Raw genomic sequence first — 20,053 nt, forward strand, 5'->3', positions numbered from 1 at the left:
GTGTTCCGTTACTCGCCGGCCACGGCCGTGCGCGAGGGCGTCGTCTGGGTCTTCGCGCTGCTGACCCTGCTGCCGTTCTACTTCCTGGTCGTCACCGCGCTCAAGCCCAGCGAGGAGCTGCTCACCACGAGCACCTCCGCGCCGCCGAGCCGCCCCACCCTGGAGAACTTCACCGAGGTGCTCAGCGGTGGCGGGGACAACAACATCCTGCTGGCCCTGGGGCACAGCGTGGTCATCACCGCGGCCAGCATCGTCGGGCTGGTGGCCTTCGGCTCGCTGGCGGCCTACGTGCTGTCCCGGACCACCCGGCGCTGGGGCACGATCACCTTCTACGGGTTCCTCATCGCCATCCTGCTGCCCACCCAGCTGGGTCTGGTGCCGCTCTACATCGGCGCCCGGCAGATCGGGCTGGTCGGGACGATGTGGGGGATGGTCGTCCTCTACGTCGGCACGCTGATGCCGCTGGCGGTCTTCCTCTACGCCGGCTTCTTCCGCAACCTGCCGCGCGACTACGAGGAGGCGGCGTCGCTGGACGGCGCCAGCCCGGGGCGGGTGTTCCTGCGGGTCGTGTTCCCGCTGATGTCGCCGGCGACCGGCACCGTGGCCATCCTGGCCGGGCTCATCGTGTGGAACGACTTCTTCTCCGCGCTGATCTTCCTGGGCGGCTCGGACAACCAGACCCTGCCGGTGTCGATGTACTACTACGTCGGCTCGCTGGTCTCGGCGTGGAACAAGATCTTCGCGATCGTGCTGATCTCGATGGTCCCGATCCTGGCCTTCTACCTCTTCGCGCAGAAGAAGTTCATCCAGGGCTTCGCCGGCGGGATCAAGTAGCCCGCACGACCGCCGCCGGGCCGCTGCCGCCGGTCCGCCACCGCCATCAGTCGCCCTGATGCCGGTCATCGACGGTGTGACGACGCGCGTCCTCGACTTCCTCCGAGTGTCGGCAGAAGAATGGGGACGTCGTCCCGTCTGAGGCGACGGGTGCCTCCCGCCGTCCGCCCACCACCCCCGGCCCGTCCTCCGGACAGGCCGTCACCCCCACCGCCCGGCAGCTCGCCGGCGCGGCAGCCTGAGACGAGGCCCCCATGACCACGCCCGCCCACCGCATCCAGCGGGGCGTCAGCCTGTACTCCTACCAGGAGGAGTTCTTCCTCCGGACCATGACGCTCGAGGACTGTGTCCGCGCCGCCGCGGAGTGCGGTGCCCTCGGGATCGAGATCATCCCCGAGCAGTCGATCCCCGGGTACCCGCAGCTGACCGAGGAGTTCCTGCAGACCTGGCACGGGTGGATGGCGCAGTACGGCACCCACCCGGCCGCGACCGACCTCTTCCTGGACACCAAGCGCCACCCGGGCCGCTGGCTGACCCTCGAGGAGCAGGTCGCCTCGGTCCGCCAGGACGTCGACATCGCCGTCCGGCTGGGGGCGCCGGTGGTGCGCGCCATCATCAACACCCCGCCGGAGGTGATGGAGGCGGCCGCGCCGTACGCCGAGGAGGCCGGGGTGCGGCTGCTGCTGGAGGTGCACGCCCCCTTCCACTACGAGCACCCGTGGGTCCTCCAGCACCTGGAGGTCATGTACCGCACCGGGTCGCCGGCGCTGGGCCTGATGCCGGACATGGGCACCTACGTGCGGCGGTTCCCCCGCGTGGTCAGCGACCGTGCCCTGCGCGACGGCGCCAAGCCCGAGCTGGTCGACCTGATCGTGTCCACCTACGACGACCACGGCGACACCCACGCCCTGATGGACGTCGTCAACTACCGCGGCGGGGGGCCGGTCGAGTTTGGCCTGGCCCGCCAGGCCACGCACTACATCTGGTCCGAGCCCAAGGCGATGCTCGAGCACATGGGGCTCATCGGCCACGTGCAGGCGAAGTTCTACGAGATGACCGACGAGGGCGTCGAGTACTCGATCCCCTATGACGAGATCGTCCCGGTCCTGATCGAGGGCGGGTTCGCCGGCCACCTGTCCAGCGAGTACGAGGGCAACCGGCACGTCCAGGACGCCTTCCCGGTGGACAGCGTCGAGCAGGTCCGCCGTCAGCACGCCATGTTCGCCCGCCTGCTGGGCGAGACCACCGGAGAGGACGCCTGATGTTCGACCAGTACATCGTCTGCGAGGAGGGCTTCCGGGCCCACGAGGACGGCCGCCCCGGTGGGGTCGTCGAGGTGCGGATGCCCTACTACCGGGGCCTGGCCCTGTCGATGGTCGAGGCCGTCGACCTGGTCCTGGACGGCCGCCCGGTGCCGGCGGACCGGACCACCTTCACCGTGCACGGCCACACCTACGGCTTCGACCAGCTGCCGCACACCACCGACGACCGGTGGGAGATGGGGGAGCGGGCGCAGCTGGCGTTCACCACCGACGAGCCGCTGGCGCCCGGTGAGCACGACGTGGCCGTCTCGGTGCGGCTGCGGATCTCCTACATGCCGGTGCCGGGCGGGGGTCGCGACAGCAAGCGGCTCACCCTCGCCGGCGCCTGACCCGGACCAGGGGACCGACGATGAGCGAGTCGGAGGGACGGGGCGTGGCGACCGAGGCCTACGACGTGGTGGTCGTCGGCTCCGGGCCGGTGGGCACCGCGGTGGCCCGCGAGCTGGCCGACCTGGACCCGGGGCTGCGGCTGCTGGTGCTCGAGGCCGGCGGGGTGCTCGGCGAGACGCCGGGCGGGCACGTGAAGAACATCGCCGACGCCGGTGCCCGCGAGGCGGCGCTGGCGGCGCTCCCGCCCAGCCGGGACGCCCTGCCCGGTGGGCGGCCGGCGCGGCCGGGGACGGCCCTGGTCGGCGCCCCGGACATGCCGAACGCGGCCATCTCCACCAACGTCGGCGGCATGGGCGCGCACTGGACGGCGGCCTGCCCGCTGCCCGGTGACGACGAGGTGCCGGACTTCCTGGACCGGGACTCCTTCGACGACGCCCTGGCCCGCGCCGCCGACCTGCTCGCGGTGACCACGCACGCCTTCGACGGCGCACCGCTGACCCCGGCGGTGCTCCGCGTGCTCGGCGAGGTCTTCGACGGGCCCGGCCGCCGTCCGGTCGGGCCGATGCCGGTCGCGGTGCGCCGCGAGGCCGACGGCCAGCTGCACTGGACCGGGCCCGCGGTCGTCGCCGGCGACCTGTGGGAGCGGCCGCAGGTGACCCTGCGGGCCGGCACGCTGGCCCGGCGGGTGCGGATCGAGGGCCCGACGGTCACCGGGGTCGAGGTGGTGGACGTGGCCACGGGCCGGTCCGAGGTGCTCGCCGCCCGGGCCGTGCTGGTCGCCGCGGACGCCTTCCGGACCCCGCAGCTGCTCTGGACGTCAGGCATCCGGCCGGCGGCCCTGGGCCGCTACCTCAACGACCAGCCGCAGGTCATGCTGGCCTCCCTGGTGGCCGAGGAGCACGTGCCCGCCGACGCGGTGGGTCTGGGCGCGGTGCCCACGTCGGTGGCCACGACGCCGGGGGGCGGGGCGATCGTGCCGCTGTCCGGGGTGTCCTGGGTGCCCTACGCCGCCGACCGGCCCTTCCACGGCCAGGTCATGCAGCTGGACGCCTCGCCGGTGCCGCTGGAGCCCGACGTCACGGTCCGGCCGGGCCAGGTGGTGGGGCTGGGCTGGTTCTGCCGCAAGCAGCTGTCGGCCCAGGACCGGGTGTGGTTCGACGAGCGCGAGCTCGACGAGCACGGGATGCCGGCGATCCGGATCGACTACACGCTCACCGCGGCCGACGAGGAGTCGATCGCCGCGGCGACGGCGGAGATCCGCCGGGCCGCCGCGGCGCTGGGGCGGACGCTGGGGGAGCCGTTCACCATGCCGGCCGGCACCTCGCTGCACTACCAGGGCACGACCCGGATGGGCCCGGTCGACGACGGCACCAGCGTCTGCGACACCACCGGCCGGGTCTGGGGCACCGAGAACCTCTACGTCGGCGGCAACAACGTCATCCCGACCTCCACGGCCTGCAACCCGACGGTCACCGCCGTCGCGCTCGGCGTGCTCTCCGCCCGGGCACTGCTGGGCCGGCTGGCGGGGGTGGAGGGGGACGCGGTCGCCGCCCGCGCCGTGCCCGAGGGCGCGCAGGCCTGACGTCCGGACCGCGGGCGCAAGGGCCGGCGGGCGGCGCGGCCCGCCGGTCCGTCGGGGGAGCTCGCGCCCCGGCGGACGAGCGGTCCCGGGACGACGCCGGTGGTCGGCCACGGACGCCGCCGGGCTGTGCCGTCCGCCGCGCCCTCCCGCCCGCCGTCCGGCCCAGCGCCGCACCGACGGGGCCGCTGAGGGCACCGCAGTCGCTCGTTGACGTGTGGCGCAGCGCACTCTACCGTCAGAACCCGAACCAACATTCTGATTCACCAACGATCGACGAGGAGGCCGGGATGTCCGGGAACGCACCGCTCGCCACTGCGCCGGCAGGGTTCCGCCGGGCGCTGGGCCACTACCCGACCGGGGTCTCGCTCATCACCGCCCGGCAGGCCGACGGGACGCCGGTGGCGATGGTCGTGGGCACCTTCACCTCCGTCTCGCTGGACCCCCCGCTGGTGGGCTTCCTGCCCGACCGCGCCAGCACGTCCTGGCCGCTGATCCGGGAGGCGGGGCGCTTCTGCGTCAACGTGCTCGCCGCCGACCAGGAACAGGTCTGCCGGGCGTTCGTGTCCAAGGACCCCGACCGGTTCGAGCGCTGGACCAGCGTCGGCGACGTGCACCGCCCGCCGCTGCTGCGGGGTGCGGTGCTGCAGGTCGACTGCGACCTCGCCGACGTGCTGCCCGCCGGTGACCACGACGTGGTGCTGGGCCGGGTGACCGGCATCTCCGTGTCCGAGGAGGCCGGTCTGCCCCTGCTGTTCCTGCGGGGCGGCTACGGGTCTCCGTCGCTGCCCTCGGTCCAGGCCGAGGGCCCCGGCCTCGCCGACCAGCTGCGGCTGGCCGACCTGATCCGCCCCGAGGCCGAGGCGCTGTCCGCCGAGCTCGGGCTGGTGTGCCTGGTCAGCGCCGCCGTGGGCGACGCCGTCGTCTCCCTCGTGGCGGCCGGCATCGGCTCGGCGCCCGGCGGGAGCGACACCCGGGTGGGCACCACCTTCCCGCTGGCGGCCCCGATCGCGCCGCTGTTCCTCGCCTGGGCCCCGGCCGCCGACCAGCAGGCCTGGCTGGCCCGGGGCGCCCGGCTCACCGGGAGCGACACGGCCGGGTGCGCCGCGGACCTGGCGGCGGTGCGGGCGCTCGGCCACACGGTCACCACCGGCCGCGCCAGCGCCGACCGGTTCGAGCGCTCCCTGTTCGACCGCGACGCCCCCGGCGGTGTGGCCGGGGTGCTCGGGGAGCTGCTGCAGCGCGGGCCCGAGCCCGGGTTGCGCCGGCCGCTGGCCGAGCTCACCGACGTCACCTCGATCGCCGCGCCTGTCCGCGACCGCGACGGGCAGGTCGTCCTGGCGCTGCACCTCATGGGCTTCACCGGCCAGGAGACCCCCGACCGGCTCACGACCTGCCTGGACCGGCTGCTCGTCGCAGCCCGCCGGGCGACCGACCGCACCGCTGCCTGACCCCGCCCGTCCCGCCCCGACCAGGAGGTCGTCGTGCACTTCTCCGCATTCCTCACCAGCCGCTCCATGGCCCCCGAGCAGGACCGGGCGGTGACCCTGGCGATGGTCCAGCACGCCACGGACGCCGAGCGGCTCGGCTTCGACGCCGTCTTCCTGCCCGACCACCACTTCACCGGCTACACCCCGCCGGCCAGCGACCCGATGATGTTCGCCGCCTACCTGACGGCCAAGCTGCCGCGGCTGCACCTCGGCTTCTCCGTGCAGACCATCCCGCTGCACCACCCGGTGCGCTTCGCCGAGCGGCTGAACATCATCGACCAGCTGACCGAGGGCAAGGTGCTGGTCGGGGTGGGCAGCGGCACCACCCCGGAGGAGATGATCGGCCTCGGGGTCAACTACAAGGACGCCGCGGACCTGGCGATCAGCAACCTGGAGATCGTCGAGCGGCTGTGGGCGAAGAAGCCCACCGACGAGCCCGTCGTCTTCGACAACGGCCGTTACCAGGGCGCGGTCGTCTCCCGCATCGCACCGGCGGCCTACTCGCCCGACGGCCCGCAGGTCATGTCCGTGGCGCTGCGTCCCAGCAGCGTCCAGCGGGCTGCGGCCAAGGCCCAGCCCGCGTTCATCCCGGCCTTCACCCCGCCCGGCTTCGACGGGGACCCGATGCCGCACCTGCGCCGCTACTTCGCCGCCTACCGCGAGGCCCTCGAGGCGGCCGGCCACCCGGAGGAGAAGGTGGCCCACGCCCTGGAGTGGACGACGCACACCTACCAGCACGTGCACGTCGCCGAGACCGACGAGCAGGCCGAGGACGAGTTCCAGACGCTGATGGCGGAGTACCAGGAGGCCATCGACCACGAGTACGAGGCGAACAAGGCGGCCGAGGAGCTCAGCGGGGTCGACCTGCGCCGGGCACCGGACGCCCGGGGGCCGGAGTACCAGGGCACCTGGTGCCTGCGCGGCAGCGTCGAGACCGTGAGCGCGCACCTGGCGGAGGTGCACGACCTCGGCATCGGCAACCTGCTCGGTGGGTTCATGGGCGGCCCGCTGACGCCGGGCCGGCAGGAGCTGGGCACCCGGTCCATGGAGCTGTTCGCCACCCGGGTCATGCCCCGGTTCCGGTCCGCGTGACCACCGTCGACCACGGCCGCCCCGGCGACGCGGCGCTGCACGCCGTCCTCGAGCAGCTGGACCCCGCGCAGCGCGCGGCGCTGACGGCCGGGGAGACCGGCTGGAGCACCGTGCCGGCGCCGGAGGTGGGGCTGGGGTCGGTCGTGCTCGTCGACGGCCCGCTCGGGCTGGTGAGCCCGACCTTCGACGAGCGGGACACCTCGCTGCTGCTGCCCTGCGGCACGGCGCTGGGCGCCACCTGGGACCCCGCGGTCGTCCGGGCCGTGGCGGCCGCCGAGGCCTCGGAGGCTCGCCGCCGCGGCCACGACGGCGTGTACGCGCCCAACCTGAACCTGGCGCGCACCGGCCTGTCCGGGCGCACCTTCGAGATGCTCTCCGAGGACCCGCAGCTCGCCGGCGTCCTCGGTGCGGCCTTCGTGCAGGGCGTGCAGGGGCAGGGGGTGGCCTCCTTCCCCAAGCACCTGGTCTGCAACGACACCGAGACGCAGCGGCAGCGGATGAGCGCGACCGTCGACCCGGTGACCCTGCGCGAGGTCTACCTGCGCCCCTTCGAGCTGGCCGTCCGCGCCGGCGCCTGGGGCGTGATGACGGCCTACAACGGGGTCAACGGCGTGCCCTGCGCCGAGGACGCCGGGCTGCTGTCGGTCCTCAAGGACGAGTGGGGCTTCGACGGGCTGACGGTGTCGGACTACTTCGCCCTCAAGCAGACCCTCGGTCCGGCGCTGGCCGGGCTGGACCTGGAGATGCCGGGCCCGGCCATCCACCTCGGCCCGCAGCTGGCCGCGGCGGTGGCCGCCGGGCAGGTGCCCCAGGAGCGGGTGGACGACGCCGTGCTCCGGCTGCTGCGGCTGGCCGGCCGGGTCGGCGCGCTGGCCGGCCACGAGCGCGTGGTCGGTGCACCCGGGGAGCAGGTGGACGCCGACGGCGCCGCGGACGTGCTCAGCACCGCCGCGGCCGCCGCCTTCACCCTCGTCCGCAACGAGGGTGCGGTCCTGCCGCTGGACGGCGCGGAGGTGGCCCGCCTCGCCGTCCTCGGCCCGAACGCCGCCCGGCCGTGCTTCCAGGGGGCCACCTTCGGCCGCATCCGGCCCGCCTCCCCGCCCGTCCCGCCGCTGGACGCCCTCCGCGCGCGGTTCGCCGGCGAGGTCGTGCACGAGCCGGGCATCGCCCTGACCCGGCCCGAGCCGCTGGGCGCCTTCGCGGTGACCGCCCCGGACGGCACCCCGGGCGTCCTGCTGGAGCACCACGTCGGGGAGGCCGGCGCCGAGCCGGTGCTCACCGAGGTGCGCGGCGACAGCAGCTTCATCTGGTTCGGCACCGTGCCCGGCGTCGGCCCCACGACGCGGCCCGGGTCGCTGCGGCTGACCGCCGTCCTCACCCCGCAGGTCAGCGGCGTGCACCTGCTGGGTGCCGGCGGCTCCGGGGACACGACGCTGACCGTCGACGGGCGGCCGGTGGCCGACCGGCCGGCGCCCGCGCCGCAGGACGTGATGGGCGAGGTGGCCCGGGCCGAGATGAGCACCGGCGCGGTGGAGCTGACCGCCGGGGTGCCGGTGACCGTCGTGGTCGAGATGCACTCGGCGGGGTCGCGGGTGCAGGCGCTCACCGTCGGCTGCCTGGCCCCGCAGCCCGACGGTGCGCTGGCCCGCGCCGTCGCCGCTGCCGCGGACGCGGACGCCGTCGTGCTGGTGGTCGGCGACGTGCTGGAGACCTCCCGGGAGAGCCGCGACCTGGACGACTCGGCCCTGCCGGCCGCCCAGGAGCAGCTGATCCGCGAGGTCGCCGCGGTCAACCCCCGCACCGTCGTGGTGGTCAACGCCGGCCGCCCGGTGCACGCGCCGTGGGCCGACGAGGTCGCCGCCGTGCTCTTCGCCTGGTTCCCGGGCCAGGAGTTCGGCCCGGCGCTGGCGGGCGTGCTGGCCGGGGACCGGGAGCCCGGCGGGCGGATGCCGGTCACGGTGCCGCTCGCCGACACCGACCGCTCGACCTGGGGCGAGCAGCTGGACGCCGACCTCGCGCTGGACTACACGGCCACCGAGCCGGTGGGGTACCGGTACCTGCAGCGGACGCACCGCCCGGCCCGCTTCCCGTTCGGCTCCGGGGAGGGCTACACCAGCTGGGACGTGCGGGACGCCGACCTCGCGGTCGACCGGGCCGGCCCGGCGGTCCGCGCCGAGGTCACCGTGACGGTCGCCAACACCGGTGCCCGGGCCGGCCGCGACGTCGTCCAGGTGTACGTCCAGGGACCCGGGGAGGACTCCGCCCGGCTGGCCGGGTTCACCGGGGTGCGGCTGGCGCCGGGGGACAGCGACCGGGTGTCCGTCGTGCTGGACGAGCGGACCTTCCAGCGCTGGGAGGTCGGTGCCGGCTGGGTCGTTCCGGCCGGCCGGCACGAGGTCCGGGTCGGCCGCTCCTCCGCCGACCTGCCGCACGTGCTGGCCGTGGACCTGTGATCCCGGCCGAGCAGACGACCGCGGTGGACCGGGCGCCGGGCCGGCGCGGACGGCCGCGGATGGCGCTGGCGATCGCGTGTGCGACCCAGTTCATCTGCGTCCTGGACGTCTCGATCGTCAACGTCGCCCTGCCGGCCATGCGCACGGACCTGTCGCTGTCGCCGGTCGGGCTGCAGTGGGTGGTCAACGGCTACACGCTCACCTTCGCCGGCTTCCTGCTGCTGGGCGGCCGTGCCGCGGACCTGCTGGGCCGGCGGAACGTCTTCATCGCCGGCCTCGCCCTGTTCACCCTCGCCAGCCTGGCCGCCGGGTGCGCCCAGGAGGGGTGGCAGCTGGTGGCCGCCCGGGTGGTGCAGGGCCTGGGTGGCGCGGTGCTGGCCCCGACGGCACTCAGCCTGATCACTACGACGTTCACCGAGCCCGCCGCCCGGGCGCGCGCGCTGGCTGTGCTCACCGGGGCCGCCGGTGCCGGCGGAGCCCTGGGCGGCGTCATCGGCGGGGTGCTCACCGGGCTGCTCAACTGGCGGTGGGTGTTCTTCGTCAACGTCCCGCTGGGGGCGCTGCTCGTCGTCGGGGCGCTGACGGCCCTGCCCGCGGCGGTCCGGCAGCCACTGCGCGGTCGGCTGGACCTGCCCGGCTCGGCCACCGTGACCACCGGTACGGCCGCCCTGGTGGCCGCCATCGTGGTGAGCGAGCAGCGCGGCTGGACGTCGGCCTCGACGCTGCTGCTGCTCGCGGTCGCCGTCCTGCTGCTGACCGCGTTCGTGCTGCGCGAGCGCCGGGCCGCCCACCCGCTGGTGCCGCTGGCGGTCTTCCGGGTCCGCTCCCTGGCCCTGGCCAACGGGCTGTCGGCGCTGATCGGCGGGGTGCTGCCGGCGACCATGTTCTTCCTGTCCCTGCACCTGCAGCAGGTGCTGGGCATGAGCCCGCTGCGCGCCGGGCTGGCCCTGCTGCCCAGTGCGGTGGGCATCGCCGCCGGGGCGTGGGCGGCGTCCCGGCTGGTCGCCCGGGGTGCGAAGGCGACCTTCATCGGTGGCTGCCTGCTCAGCGGCGTGTCACTGGCATGGCTGTCGGGGATCGACCCGGACGCCGGCTACGCCCTCCCCGTCGCCGTCCCGCTGTTCACCGCGATGTTCGGCTTCGGGGTCTCCGGCCTGCCGCTGACCGTCGCGGCGACCTCGGGGGTGGGCCCGCACTGGGCGGGTCTGGCGTCCGGGCTGCTCAACACCGCCAAGCAGGTCGGGGGAGCGGTCGGGCTGGCCGCGCTCGTCACCATCGCCGCCACCCGCACCGCCGGGCTGACCGGCGGGGGAGCGCCGGAGGACGTGGCGACCACGTCCGGCTTCGGCACCGCCCTGCTGGTGGGCGCCGCGATCATGGTCCTGGCGGCCCTGGGCGGATCGGCCCTCCCGCGTGCCTCCCGCGGCCGCGCCCGTCCCGAACCGGTGGCGGGCACGTGACGGGCACCCTCCGGGCCGCTGCGGTGGCCGGCTCGTCCGAGGACCGGGGCGCGGTGCCCCCGACCGGGGCGGACCGGGTGGCCGTGGGCGGCCCGGACGCGGCGGCCGACCGGCTGGCCGCGGCCTTCACCGCGCGGTTCGGGCGCGCACCCGGCGGGGTGTGGACCGTGCCGGCGGTGCTGCCCCTGCTGGGCGGCCCGGATCCCGGCCGGAGTGCCGCGCTGTTCACCACGGTGGACCGCCGGGCGGTGGTCGCGGTCGGGCGGGCACCCGGCGGCGGGACGGACCTGCTGGGCGAGGACGACGGCCGGCCCGCGCCACCGCTGCTCCGGACGGCCGCCGAGCGCGTGGGCCGGGGTCTCGCGGCGCAGCAGCCGGCCGCGGGGCCGGGTGCCGGTGGGCCGGTGCGCGGGGTGGCGGCCGCCGAGCTCGAGGCCGCCCTCGCCGCGCCGGGCACGGCCGTGGCCGTGCGCGCCGCCGGAGCGCGCTGCGTCCCGGTCGCGCCGAGCCTCGGCGCCGGGGAGTGGTCCCTGGTGCTGCTGGACTCCGGGCAGCGCGACCCGGCTCGCGACGTGGGCCACGACCGTCTCCTGTCCCGGGGCGGGTCCGCCCGGTGGGCCGGCTGGGCAGCGGGCGAGGAGGCCCGGGTCGAGGCGGCGGTGCCGGCCCTGCGCGCCGGGGACCTGGGTGCGGTGGGGCAGCTGATGACCGACTCCCACGTCGCGGCCCGGGAGGACCTGCGGCTGTCCTCGGTCCAGGTCGAGGCGACGGTGGCCGCGGCCCTGCAGGCCGGCGCGGCCGGGGCGCGGCTGGTGGAGGCGGCCTTCTGGGGTCCCGTGCTCGCGCTGGTGCCGGCCGCGCGGGTGGCGGACGTGGCGGCAGCGGTCCGCGAGTCGGCCCTCCGCCTGGGCTTCCCCCGCCCGTCGGCGACCCGGCTGCGTCCGGGCGTCCGGGCCCGGCGGGTCCGGTGAGGACGTGACGACACCGGGCAGGCGCCTTCCGTACGGTCGCGGCGTGGAGAACCCCAACGCCTACGCCCGCGAACCCAAGCAGGAGCGCAGCCGGCTGTCCTTCGACCGGGCCGTGGACGCCGCGGTGTCGTTGCTGGTGGAGCGGCGAGCCGCCACGTTCACCCTGGCCGAGGTGGCCGAGCGGGCCGGCGTCTCCACCGGGTCGATCTACGGCCGGGTCGACAGCAAGGACGACCTGCTGCGCACGGCGCACGCGCGCGAGATGGCCCGGATGTCGGTCGAGCAGGCCGAGGCGTTCCCCGCGACGGCACCGGCGGGGGAGACCTTCCCGGACACGGTCAGCCGGTTGGTGCACACCGTCGGTGACCTGCTCCGCCGCAACGCCCCCGTGCTCGCCCCGTTCATGCTCATGGGCCCGCACGACCCGGTCATCGCCGAGCTCGGCAGCAACGGCTACCGGGAGCTCAGTGCGGCCTTCAGCGCCGCACTGCTGGCCCGCGGCGACGCGATCACCCACCCCGAGCCGGAGCGCGCAGCCGCTTGGAGCTGCACGGTCGTCTACAGCGTCCTCGCGCGCTGGCTCGGGCTGGGCAGTGCGCCCGAGGCGGCCGGCGAGGGGGACTGGGAGCTCATCCTGGCCGACCTCGCGGAGATGGTGACCGCCTTCCTCACCGGCGGCCCGCGGAGCTGAGCTCCAGGGCCCGGACCTCCGGCCGGCACCGGCCGAGGGGTTGAGACGACGAGCACAGCAGGACTAGAATCAACACGTTGGTTCTGAACCAACGGCGAGAGGTCGGCGCACGGGGGTGCATCGACCACGTACCTCGTCCGGGCCCGTCCGCCGTCGTGCTGACGGCGTCCGCACGCGCCCACCCGCGGGGCCCCCACCGATGCCCCGCCCACCGCCGACCGGAAGCAGGCGACGTGTACCAGCTGTCCCCGAACATCGAGCTCCTGTTCACAGAAGCCGGGCCCGACCACGCCGACCGGGTCCGCGCGGCCGCGGCCGCGGGCTTCGACGCCGTGGAGATGTGGGGCACCGCCGAGAAGGACGTGCCCGCCATCGCCGCGGCGCTGGCCGACACCGGCGTGTCCATGACGTCGGTGCTCGCCGAGCCGCGCACCAACTTCGCGCTGCCCTGGGAGGTGATGGACGCCTTCTTCGAGGGCCTGGACCGCGGCGTCGAGGCCGCCCGGCTGCTCGGCTGCCCCCGCATCGTGCTCCAGTCCGGCGTCGGCTTCGGCGGCGCCAAGCGCTCGGTGAACCACGACCGGCTGGCCGGCATCTACGCCCAGGCCGTCGAGCGCACCCGGGGCTCGGGCGTCGCCCTCGTCCTCGAGCCGGTCAACACCCGGGTCGACCACCCCGGCACGCTGCTGGACCACACCGCCGACGCCGTCCTGGTGGCCCGGGCGGTCGGGTCGGAGTCCTTCGGCGTCCTCTACGACCTCTACCACTCCCTCACCCAGGGGGAGGACCCCGCGACCGAGCTGGCCAACGCGGCCGGCCTGGTCCACTACGTGCAGGTCGCCGACGTCGCCGGGCGCGGTGAACCGGGCAGCGGCGGCGTCGACTGGCCCGCGCGACTGGCCGAGCTGCGGACGGCCGGCTACGACGGCCCGATCGGCCTGGAGTACGTCCCGACCGTCGAGACGACGGCGTCGGTGGCGCACATCCGCTCCGTCGCGGCGGACGCGTGATGAGCGCCCCGACCGAGCGCGCGATCAAGTGGAGCTACATGGACCACTGGCGCAGCAACGGCCCGTCCGGGCCCGTCGACCAGTGGCACTCCCACCGGACGATGTCGACGTTCCTCAAGCAGGTGAAGGCGGTCGGCTTCGACGCGATCGACACCTTCGACTTCCGCATCTGGCAGATGTACGGCGACTACGGCGGCCCGGCGAAGTACCAGGAGATGGTCACCGACCACGGCCTGGAGCGGATCGTGAACACCTTCCACGCCGCCGACTACGACGTCCGCAGCTACGCCCCGCACGTCCCGGAGACGCACGAGGCCATCCTCGAGGACTTCCGGGTGACCATGGGCCGCTGGTCGGAGATCCAGCTGGACAACATCATCGTGATGCCGGCGACCCTGTACTACGACATGGAGCCGGTCACCGAGGACAAGCTCAAGACCTCGGCCGAGCTGTGGAACCGGGTCGGGGAGATCACCGCGGGGTACGGGGTGAAGCTCACCTGCCACCACGAGTTCTTCTGCGGCATCCAGTCCGAGGCAGACATCGAGACCTTCTACTCCCACACCGACCCCGCGTTCGTGCACCTGTTCCTGGACACCGCGCAGCACTGCATCGCCTCGGTCGACCCGGTCGCGCTCTACCGGCGGCACGCCCCCCGGGTCAGCGGCTTCCACTTCAAGGACACCCACGACGTGGCCACCGGCGACGACCACCGCAACCGCCCGGACTCCGAGATCATGGCGCCGACCACCGGCAAGTGGTTCTACGAGATGGGCACGCCCGAGGGACGCGTGGACTTCGAGGCGATGATGACCGCCGTCCGCGACGAGGGCTACCGGGGCTGGATCAGCGTCGAGCACGACAAGGCCAACAAGCAGGGCGGCGACTACTCGGAGGCCACGGCCGTCTCCCGCTGGTACGCCAAGAACGTCCTCGAGAACATCTACCGGTAGGGGCGCGACATGACCGACATCCAGTGGGGCTACGCGCTCAACCAGTGGAAGCCGCAGTTCGACGACTTCGTGCGCCGCGAGGAGCACGAGCGGGCGCTGAAGACGATGTCCATCGCCGGGTTCACCGGCGTGGAGCTGACCGCGGCGAGCGGGCGCTGGGAGCCCTTCGGCAACCCCCAGCAGCTGGAGGCCAACTTCGGCTCGCTCGCCGGGTTCCGGGAGTTCCTCACCGGCTGCCGGGTCGACGCCGTCCCGGCCTGGTACTACGACCCGCAGCAGCGCTTCCACGAGACGCTCACCCCGGCGCTGTCGCCGCTGGTGGCCGAGGACGTGACCGGGATCGTGGAGAAGGCGGAGTGGTTCGCCGCCGCCCTGGCCGAGCTCGGCGGCACGGTGCTGTCGGTGCGGGCCGCGCCCTCGGGCTGGGACGTGCCGGCCGACGCCGAGGACGTCGTCGAGCGGCTCGCCGCCTGCTGGGACGCGGTCGGGCGGGCCACCGCGCGCCACGGCGTGCGCACCGCGCTGCACGTGGACTTCCTGTCCTGGCTCCGCCGGCCCGGGACGCTGGACCAGCTGCTCGCGGCCACCGACCCCGACCTGGTCGGGCTGGTCGTCGACACCGGTGAGCTGACCGTCGCCGGCATCGACCCGCTGGCGCTCCTCCAGCAGCACGCCGGGCGGGTCTGGCACGTGCAGTTCAAGGACGCCTTCGCCGTCGACGAGGCGCAGGAGTACCTCGAGCCGCACTCTGAGTACTCGGTGCGGGTCCGGGGCGGCGCGCGGGAGGTCCCGCGGTGGTTCGGTGAGCCCGGCACCGACGGCGGCCTGGTCGACTTCGCCGGCCTCACCCGCGCCCTGGTCGAGGCCGGGTACACCGGCTGGGTCGTGGTCGAGAGCGACCAGAGCCCGCACCCCGCGCAGAGCGCGCTGGTGGCCGGCTACCTGCTGCAGCGGGAGCTCCGCCCGCTCGTCGAGGCCGCCGCCGCGCCGGCGGTGTGACCCGGCGTCTGCGGACCCTCGCCGGAGGGGGCCCGCAGACGCCGAGAGGGGCGGCGGTCCACCGGACCGCCGCCCCTCTCGCGTGCTCCCCGCTCAGTTGACGACGTGCAGCTGGTCCATCCACAGGGCCTGCCAGGCGTGGCCGTCGGGGTCGGTGAAGCTGCCGGTGTGGGTCGACCCGTCGTCCGGCACGGGCGCACCGGGCCGGCCGCCGGCGGCGACCGCCCTCGCCACCAGGTCGTCCACGTCGGCCCGGTCCGGCACGGTGAGGCTGTGCACCACCGTCGGGTGCTGCGCCGGGTCGGCCACGTCCCCGGCGACCAGGTCGGCGAACGCGTCACGGACGAGGAGCCGGACCACGATGTTGTCGTCGAGGACGACCGCGGCCGTGTGCGCGTCGGAGGAGTGCTCGTTGACGCCGAAGCCCAGGGCCTCGTAGAACGCCCGGGAGGCGGGCAGGTCCTGCACGGGCAGGGTCACGAAGAGCATGGGCACGGGTGGTGCTCCTGTCTGGGAGGGCGGGCCGGACCGGGTGGTCAGTGCCGGGCGGCGAGCTCGGCGAAGGTGTCGGCGACCCAGTCGGCGACGAACGTGCTCACGTACGGCAGGTGGTCCAGGCCGATGTGCTCGGTCGCGCCCTCCTCGGGGGTGAACACCCGCAGCTCGCACTTCGGGGAGTTCACCGCCTGCTCGTGCGAGCGGTGCGCCATCGCCAGCGGGATCTGCCGGTCGTTGGCGCCGTGGGCGATGAGGAAGGGCACGGTGATGCGCTCGACGACGCCGTCGAGGTTGACCCCGTCGGCGAAGTCGAGGAACGGGTCGAGGTGGTCCTCGTCGCCCTCGAACCCCCAGACCCACAGCACGTGGCCCCAGTAGTGGGGGACCGGGCGCTCGCCCTCGCGCTGCCGCCGGCGGCGCTGCACCGCGCCCCAGTCGTGGTTGGCGCCCCACGCCACGCAGAGCGCGAACCGCTGCTCGAAGGCCGCGGCGCGCGGGGCGTAGTAGCCGCCCAGCGACCAGCCGGTGATGCCGATCCGGCGGGCGTCCACGTCGGGGCGGGTCTCCAGCCAGTCGACGGCCGCGCCGGCCCACGCCTCGGTGTCGATGCGGGCGGTGAGCCCCTGCAGCCGCAGCGCCTCGCCGGTGCCGGGCTGGTCGAGCATCAGGCAGGAGATGCCGCGGGCGGCCAGCTCCTCCCAGTGGCCCGAGGAGTACATGTGCTCCTTGGTCGAGTCCAGCCCGTTGACCAGCACGATGACCGGGGCGGGCCCGTCGTCGGTGGCCGGCGCCTGGCTGAAGTAGGCCGGCAGCGTGGTGCCCTCGTAGGGCACGGCGACCCGGCTGACCCGCGGGCTGTGCAGGTCGAAGGCCTTCTGCGCCAGCTCCAGCAGCCGCCGGTAGCTGGGCACCCGGTCGGGGTCGGCGTGGGAGAGCATCCGCTCGGCCTGGGAGAGGTAGTTGGTGGCGCGGGCGTACAGCTGGCCGGCGGTGCGGGTGTGCCCGGCCTTCTCCGCCTCCTCGGCCTGGCCGACCAGCTGCTCGGTGAGGGCGGTCCAGGCGCGGAGGAAGTCCGGGGTCCCGGCGTCCTCACCGGCGTTGGCGGCGTCCTTGATCGGCCGGCAGGCGCGGTCGACCTCGTCGATGAGGCCGCCGGAGTTCAGCGTCGCGACGACGCCGAGGTTCCAGGTGTAGGGGCCGGTGGGGAAGTACTCGAACACGGGGGTCCTCTCGGTGCCGTCGGTCAGACGGTGCGGGTGCGGGGGCGGGGGCGAGCAGGGCGCACCGGCGGCAGGTCGGCGCCGGCGACGACCCGGTTGCGGAGGGTGCCGAGGCACTCGACGGTCATCTCGACGACGTCGCCGGGCTGCAGCGGCGGGGGTGCGGCGTTGCCGCGGGTGCCCCACAGCTCGGCCAGGCAGCCGCCGTTGCCGCAGGTGCCTGAGCCCAGGACGTCGCCGGCGCGCACCTGGGTGCCGCGGGAGGCGTAGCTGATGAGCTCCTCGAAGGGCCAGCCCATGTTCGACAGCAGGTCTTGGCCGACCTGGGTGCCGTTGACGGCCACCCGCATGTCCAGGGCGAGGAAGCCCTCGGCGTCGCGGTAGGGCTCGAGTTCGTCGGCGGTCACCAGCCAGGGCCCCAGCGTGGTGGCGGAGTCCTTGCCCTTGGCGGGGCCGAGGTTGACCTTCATCTCCCGGGCCTGCAGGTCGCGGGCGGACCAGTCGTTGAGCACGGTGTAGCCGAAGACGTGGTCGCGGGCCTGCTCGGGGGTGAGTGAGGCGCCGTCCCGCCCGACGACGACCGCGACCTCGAGCTCGAAGTCGAAGCGCTGCGAGCCGGGTGGGACGGCGACGTCGTCGTGCGCGCCGATGAGGGCGTAGGGGTTGGTGAAGTAGAACGTCGGCGCCTGGTACCACTCCGGGGGCACGTCGGCGACGCCGTCGATCGCCTTCCGGACGCCCTCGACGTGCTCCTCGAACGCGACGAAGTCCCGGACGGTCGGTGCCTCCAGCGGCGGCAGCAGCCGGACGTCGGCCAGCGGGACCGACGGCCCGGTCAGTGCCGTGGCGCCGGCCGCCAGTGCCGCCGGCAGCCCGGCGCGGACCAGGTCGAGCACGGTGGTGCCCGCGGGGAACGGGTGGACGGCGTCGCCGTCGACCACCCCGGCCGAGACGCTGCCGTGCACCTCGTAGGTGGCGAGGCGCATCAGACCGGCGGGGCCACGAACAGGCCCTTGTCCGGGTCGTTGAACGAGCGCTGGGCGACGAACTCGTTCATCGCGTTGGCGGTGCCCCACTGGTCGCTGACCTCGGGGTTGCTGAAGTCGTAGAGGTGCGGGTGCCAGGTGTCCTCGTCCAGGACGTCGAGCTCGGTCGTGTACTCGACGGTGTTGCCGTGCGGGTCGAGGAAGTAGCTGAAGGTGTTGTTGCCGGCCATGTGCCGGCCCGGTCCCCAGATCTTCTCCACGCCGGCCCGCAGCAGCCGTCCGGTGCCGCGCATGTACTCGTCGATGCCGCGCAGCTCGAAGGAGGCGTGGTGCAGCGAGGCGTGCGGTCCGCGGGCGACGGCCAGGCTGTGGTGCCAGGCGTTGGTCCGCATGAACCACATCATGTTGCCCATCCGCGGGTGCATCAGGGTGTCGGACAGGGCGAAGGCCAGGTGCTGCTCGTAGAAGGCGACGGTGCCCTCCGGGTCGCGGGAGTTGAGGACGACGTGGGACAGGCGCACCGGGATCGACTCGCCCTCCTCGATCGTGCGGTGCTGGCGGGCCTCGACGTCGGAGCTGATCTCGACGGTGCGGCCCTCGTTGTCGAAGAACCGGAAGCCGTACCCGCCGCCGGGGGTCTGCAGGACGTCGGGCTCGCCGATCAGCGGGACGCCGGCCTCGGCGATCTGCGCGGCGAGGGTGTCGACGTCCGCCCGGTCAGCGGCACCGAAGGAGATGAGGTCGATCCGCTTGTCGGTGGCCTGCCGCAGCCGCACGATGTACTGCTCCGGCGACCCCTCGGCGGCCAGGTAGGCCAGGCCCGAGTCGGTGTGCTCGGTCTTGAGCCCCCAGGTGCCGGAGTAGAAGCCGAGCTGCTTGTCGAAGTCGGGCACGGCCAGGTCGACGTGCCGCAGGTGGGTGATCAGCCGCTGGCGGGGCTGGGTCTCGGTCATGGTGTCGTCTCCGTGTTCTTCCGGCCCCCTCCCGGGTCCCGCCCCGAGCGTGCGAGGGGCGGGGAGGAGGGGGTCCTTTCTCAGGCGGGCTGGCTGGTGAGCGCGGCGATGGAGCGCATGAGCGCGGGGACGTCGCCCCGGACGTGGTCGAGCTGCCACTGGGCGAGGGTGTTGGAGGCCTCGACGACGGTGCGGGCGCGGTCGACGCGCCGGCGGTGGAACTCGTCCCACAGCTCCTGGTCGAGGGTGGTGCGCTCCGTGAGCAGCCCACCCAGCACCGCCGCGTCCTCCAGCGCCATGGCCCCGCCCTGGGCGATGGTCGGCGGGCAGGTGTGTGCGGCGTCGCCGATGAGCACCACCCGGCCGCGGTTCCACGGCTCCTCCAGCAGGTGGGTCTCGAACCAGGTGTAGTTGACCTGGGAGGCGTCGGTCAGCGACTCGCGGACCTCGTCCCACGGTCCGTGGTAGGCCTGCGACAGCTCCTTCATCGTGGCCAGCTGCTCGTCGGGGGACATGCCGCTGCGGTCGACGGCCGGCTCGACGATGTAGGCGTAGAGCGAGTCCTCGCCGGTGGGGCAGTAGCCGGCGATGAAGGAGGGGCCGCCGTAGAACAGGTCGGTCCGGGTCACGCTGGCCGGCCGTGGGCCGAAGGCCCGCCAGATCCCCATGCCCATCGATCGGGTCTCCAGCTGGACGCCGATCGCCCGCCGCGTGTACGAGCGGAGGCCGTCGGCGGCCACGACCAGGTCGTAGCGCCCGGTCGAGCCGTCGGAGAAGGTCACGTCGACGCCGTCGTCGTCCTGGGTGAGCTCGGTGAACGTCGTCCCGAAGCGCACCTTGACGCCGACCTCGACGGCCCGGTCGACCAGGATCCGGGCGAGTTCGGGGCGGGGCATGCCGAGTGCCGCAGGGAGGTCCGGGCCGCCGGTCTTGGCGTCGGGGACCTCGGCCACGATCGTGCCGAACGGGTCCGGTGCCCGGATCCCGGTGACGTCGAAGGGGTAGCCGGCCGCGCGCACCTGGTCCCAGACGCCCAGGGTGCGCAGCTCGCGGAGCGCGTTGCCCTGCAGGGTGATGCCGGAGCCGAGTGCCCCGACGGCCGGCTTGATCTCGATCAGGTCGACCGCCACCCCGCGGAGGGCGAGGTGGACGGCGGTGGCGGTGCCGGCCAGGCCGCTGCCGACGACGAGGACGGTGTCCACTGCGGGCATC

The 20,053-nt window shown here is 74.4% G+C and carries 18 protein-coding genes; 13 read left to right on the forward strand and 5 right to left on the reverse strand.

The genetic code is table 11. The annotated features are described in order from the left end of the window. The 13 genes from O2W14_RS08200 (at nucleotide 1) to O2W14_RS08260 (ending at nucleotide 15,184) form a co-directional block, all read left to right on the forward strand. A complete protein-coding gene (locus O2W14_RS08200) occupies nucleotides 1-834 on the forward strand; it encodes a carbohydrate ABC transporter permease (protein ID WP_269175590.1) in 834 nt (277 codons plus the stop codon). 254 nt (nucleotides 835-1,088) lie between these two features. After that, nucleotides 1,089-2,096, forward strand: a complete 1,008-nt coding sequence (locus tag O2W14_RS08205) for a sugar phosphate isomerase/epimerase family protein (protein ID WP_269175591.1) — start codon at nucleotides 1,089-1,091, stop codon at nucleotides 2,094-2,096. Continuing rightward, on the forward strand, nucleotides 2,096-2,485 hold the full coding sequence (locus O2W14_RS08210; protein WP_269175592.1) for a C-glycoside deglycosidase beta subunit domain-containing protein: 390 nt from the start codon (nucleotides 2,096-2,098) through the stop codon (nucleotides 2,483-2,485). Before O2W14_RS08205 ends, O2W14_RS08210 begins: the two co-directional genes overlap by 1 nt. 20 nt (nucleotides 2,486-2,505) lie before the next feature. Next, nucleotides 2,506-4,068, forward strand: a complete 1,563-nt coding sequence (locus O2W14_RS08215; RefSeq protein WP_269175593.1) for a GMC oxidoreductase — start codon at nucleotides 2,506-2,508, stop codon at nucleotides 4,066-4,068. A gap of 287 nt (nucleotides 4,069-4,355) precedes the next feature. Further along, nucleotides 4,356-5,516: a flavin reductase gene (locus O2W14_RS08220; RefSeq protein ID WP_269175594.1), complete on the forward strand. Its 1,161-nt coding sequence runs from the start codon at nucleotides 4,356-4,358 to the stop codon at nucleotides 5,514-5,516. Nucleotides 5,517-5,549: 33 nt separating this feature from the next. Beyond that, entirely contained in the window at nucleotides 5,550-6,647 is a 1,098-nt protein-coding gene (locus O2W14_RS08225) for an LLM class flavin-dependent oxidoreductase (RefSeq protein ID WP_269175595.1), read from the forward strand. Then, entirely contained in the window at nucleotides 6,644-9,100 is a 2,457-nt protein-coding gene (locus tag O2W14_RS08230; RefSeq protein WP_269175596.1) for a beta-glucosidase family protein, read from the forward strand. Before O2W14_RS08225 ends, O2W14_RS08230 begins: the two co-directional genes overlap by 4 nt. Before the next feature lie 59 nt (nucleotides 9,101-9,159). After that, complete coding sequence (locus tag O2W14_RS08235) at nucleotides 9,160-10,560, forward strand: MFS transporter (RefSeq protein ID WP_269175597.1); 1,401 nt, start codon at nucleotides 9,160-9,162, stop codon at nucleotides 10,558-10,560. After that, nucleotides 10,557-11,531 (forward strand): hypothetical protein, encoded by a 975-nt coding sequence (locus O2W14_RS08240; protein WP_269175598.1) that lies wholly within the window; start codon nucleotides 10,557-10,559, stop codon nucleotides 11,529-11,531. Before O2W14_RS08235 ends, O2W14_RS08240 begins: the two co-directional genes overlap by 4 nt. A gap of 43 nt (nucleotides 11,532-11,574) precedes the next feature. Further along, nucleotides 11,575-12,222, forward strand: coding sequence for a TetR/AcrR family transcriptional regulator (locus O2W14_RS08245; protein WP_269175599.1), 648 nt, complete (start codon nucleotides 11,575-11,577; stop codon nucleotides 12,220-12,222). Between the two features lie 233 nt (nucleotides 12,223-12,455). Continuing rightward, nucleotides 12,456-13,232 (forward strand): TIM barrel protein, encoded by a 777-nt coding sequence (locus tag O2W14_RS08250; RefSeq protein ID WP_269175600.1) that lies wholly within the window; start codon nucleotides 12,456-12,458, stop codon nucleotides 13,230-13,232. Next, nucleotides 13,232-14,185 (forward strand): sugar phosphate isomerase/epimerase family protein, encoded by a 954-nt coding sequence (locus tag O2W14_RS08255; RefSeq protein ID WP_269175601.1) that lies wholly within the window; start codon nucleotides 13,232-13,234, stop codon nucleotides 14,183-14,185. The genes O2W14_RS08250 and O2W14_RS08255 overlap by 1 nt, the downstream gene beginning before the upstream one ends. 9 nt (nucleotides 14,186-14,194) lie before the next feature. Beyond that, nucleotides 14,195-15,184, forward strand: a complete 990-nt coding sequence (locus O2W14_RS08260) for a sugar phosphate isomerase/epimerase family protein (RefSeq protein WP_269175602.1) — start codon at nucleotides 14,195-14,197, stop codon at nucleotides 15,182-15,184. Between the two features lie 93 nt (nucleotides 15,185-15,277). Here the strand turns inward: O2W14_RS08260 and O2W14_RS08265 are convergent, their stop codons facing one another. The 5 genes from O2W14_RS08265 to O2W14_RS08285 form a co-directional block, all read right to left on the reverse strand. Further along, on the reverse strand, nucleotides 15,278-15,673 hold the full coding sequence (locus tag O2W14_RS08265) for a VOC family protein (RefSeq protein WP_269176165.1): 396 nt from the start codon (nucleotides 15,671-15,673) through the stop codon (nucleotides 15,278-15,280). Nucleotides 15,674-15,720: 47 nt separating this feature from the next. Then, nucleotides 15,721-16,902 carry an alpha/beta hydrolase family protein gene (locus O2W14_RS08270; protein ID WP_269175603.1) on the reverse strand — a complete coding sequence of 394 codons (1,182 nt, stop codon included), beginning with the start codon at nucleotides 16,900-16,902 and terminating at the stop codon, nucleotides 15,721-15,723. A 23-nt stretch (nucleotides 16,903-16,925) separates the two neighbouring features. Continuing rightward, nucleotides 16,926-17,888, reverse strand: coding sequence for a fumarylacetoacetate hydrolase family protein (locus tag O2W14_RS08275; RefSeq protein WP_269175604.1), 963 nt, complete (start codon nucleotides 17,886-17,888; stop codon nucleotides 16,926-16,928). Continuing rightward, nucleotides 17,888-18,841: a VOC family protein gene (locus O2W14_RS08280; RefSeq protein ID WP_269175605.1), complete on the reverse strand. Its 954-nt coding sequence runs from the start codon at nucleotides 18,839-18,841 to the stop codon at nucleotides 17,888-17,890. Before O2W14_RS08280 ends, O2W14_RS08275 begins: the two co-directional genes overlap by 1 nt. Nucleotides 18,842-18,921: 80 nt before the next feature. Next, the gene (locus O2W14_RS08285; protein ID WP_269175606.1) at nucleotides 18,922-20,052 is read right to left on the reverse strand and encodes an FAD-dependent oxidoreductase; all 1,131 of its coding nucleotides are present in this window, start codon (nucleotides 20,050-20,052) and stop codon (nucleotides 18,922-18,924) included. Between the last annotated feature and the right edge of the window lies 1 nt (nucleotide 20,053).

It is taken from the genome of Modestobacter sp. VKM Ac-2986 (assembly GCF_026967795.1).
Lineage (GTDB): Bacteria > Actinomycetota > Actinomycetes > Mycobacteriales > Geodermatophilaceae > Modestobacter.